At 71.7% G+C, this 2,390-nt stretch carries 1 protein-coding gene; it reads left to right on the top strand.

Features of this window, described 5'->3' with window-relative positions:
• The first annotated feature begins 753 nt into the window (after positions 1 to 753).
• Positions 754 to 2,025, top strand: a complete 1,272-nt coding sequence (locus tag DQW06_RS05040; protein ID WP_232832958.1) for a deoxyguanosinetriphosphate triphosphohydrolase — start codon at positions 754 to 756, stop codon at positions 2,023 to 2,025.
• Positions 2,026 to 2,390: the final 365 nt, after the last annotated feature.

The following is a 2,390-nucleotide window of genomic DNA, read 5'->3' as shown; positions in this document are numbered from 1 at the left end:
CACGGCGGTGCTGTCTCGTGCATGGACGCCCCCTGCGGGGGCGGCTGTGTTCTTTTTGGGTGGGAGGCCGCTGGCGCGGCCCCCGCAGGACAGGAAGTGAGGAGGGTGCGGGTTCGGGGCCCCTGAAAGACATGTCAGGGGTCTGCGCCGGTCCCCGCAGTTCCAGAGGGAGCTGTGCGCCTCCTCCTCCTCCTCCTCCTCCTTGGCATGGATCGGTACTCAGCCGCAGTGCAGACACGCCGAAAGCCGTACGCAGACCCTGGCTGCACGCCGGTCGTTCCAGAGCCCTCAGGGGTGTGGAGCGCACTGTCCCAGACCGCACCTGAAGGGAGGATTCGCCGAACTGGTCTGCACCACCACGGAGCAGGTGCCCGAGCCCCGGATCCCATCCCGATAGGCCCCTCTCGCTCCCTACGGGAGCTCAACAGCACCCGAGGCACTTGGGGACGACCGACAACCACCCCCGGACGGGCCAGGCCCGTTCCGCGCCCCGAGCGCAAGCACCGACCCCTCACGCCAAGAGCCCGCCTCCACCTCCAACCCGACTCAGGACAACCAGCGCCCTGGCGGGTGGTGCCCCTCCCGGCGCGGCAGCCTGCACCACGCGGGAGGGGCCGCAACCGGGCGCAAAGAACGCACCCGGTTGCGGCCCCTTGCCCGCGCAGTGCGTGCAACCGCGCTACCGGGAGGGACACCACCCACCAGACCGCCGCAGGCGGTCGACCCCTCCCGGTTCCGTTCCAGGAGGTCAGCGTGAGCAGCCGTACACGTTCCATCTTCAGGTCGAACTCCGGCCAGCCCGAGGCCGAACGCTACATCCAGGAGGACGACACCTCCTCCCACCGCTCCCCCTTCGAGCGGGACAGCGCGCGCATCCTGCACTCCGCCGCTCTGCGCCGCCTCGGCGGCAAAGCACAGGTCATCACCCCGGGGGCCGGTGACCTGCCCTTCAGCGCCAGCCGACGTACCCGTCTGACCCACTCGCTGGAGTGCGCGCAGATCGCCAGCGTGCTGGGGGAGCAGCTGGGGTGCGACCGCCACGTCGTCGAGGCGGCCGGCCTGGCCCACGACCTGGGGCACCCGCCCTTCGGTCACAACGGAGAACTGGCACTGGACCTGTTCGCCACACCCGCCGGAGGGTTCGAGGGCAACGCCCAGTCGTTTCGGATCCTGACCCGCCTGGAGCCCAAGCACACGGGCGACGTCGGTCTCAACCTCACCCGGTCCGTCCTGGACGCGGCGACGAAGTACCCGTGGGCCCGCGGCGGCAAGCCCGGCGATCCCGCCTCGCCCAAGTTCGGTGTCTACGACGAGGACCGGCCCATCTTCGAATGGGTGAGGGAGGGCGCCCCCGCGGGCCGTCGCTGCTTGGAGGCGCAGGTCATGGACTGGGCCGACGACATCTCCTACTCGGTGCACGACCTGGAGGACGCGTTCTTGAGCGGACGCCTGAGGACGGTCGAGTTCACGTCAGGGCCCGAGCGCGGCGAGCTCCTGCGTTTCGCGGCGACGAACTACGCGCCCGCGGGTACCGACTTCGCCGAACTGGGCGAGGTCTTCGACCAACTCGTCCAGCAGCCGTGGTGGCCGGGTCCGGACAGCTACGGCTCCAGTGACGGCCAGAGGCGGCTCAAGGCCGCCACCAGCGCGCTCATCAGCCGCTTCTGCTTGGGCGCTCTGGACGCCACCCGCAAGGAGCACGGCAGGAAGCGCCTCACCCGCTACCGCGCGGACCTGGTCGTTCCCCGCCGGGTCCGGCTGGAGTGCGACATCCTCAAGTCGCTCAACCACCTCTACGTCATCTACAGCGAACAGGAGCAGCGGCGTCGCACACACCAGCGCGAGCAGGTGCGCGAGCTCGCCCACCGGATGTTGGCCACCCCCGAGAGGCTGATGCAGCCCCAGTTCCTGGACAGCTTCGCCGAGGCAACCGATGAGGCGGGCCGCGTCCGGGCCGTCACCGACCAGATCGCCTGCCTCAACGACAACGATGTGGAGTTCCTGCTGGGCAGGTCCGCCGCCTAGCAGGCGGCCCGGGGCCTTCGGCGCACGGCCGGAGGCCCCGGGCGAGCCGCTGCGGGGCCCGGGAGGGGGCCAGCGGCTGCGCCGCCGACGCGGACGCCCCTGCGGGGCGGCTGCTCCTGGCCCGGCGGCGTGCACCGCGCACAGGTGCTGCCCGGGGGCGGGGCCGCCGGGCCGTGGACGCCCCCTGGCGGGGGCGGCGGTTTTCTGCGAGATCCGCTGGCGCGGACCTCGCAGCGCCCCTACGGGGCGCGTACGGCCACCCACCGCCCCTGGGGACGGTGCCCGAAGGCCCCGCCCCCGTGGTGGTGGTCTCACGCCGCCTCAACGCAGTCCTCCTGCTCGCCGATGTAGCCCTTGCCGTCGGC

The sequence above is a fragment of the Nocardiopsis sp. TNDT3 genome (genome assembly GCF_003427465.1).
Lineage (GTDB): Bacteria > Actinomycetota > Actinomycetes > Streptosporangiales > Streptosporangiaceae > Nocardiopsis > Nocardiopsis dassonvillei.
This window is presented reverse-complemented; position numbering and strand designations above follow the sequence as displayed.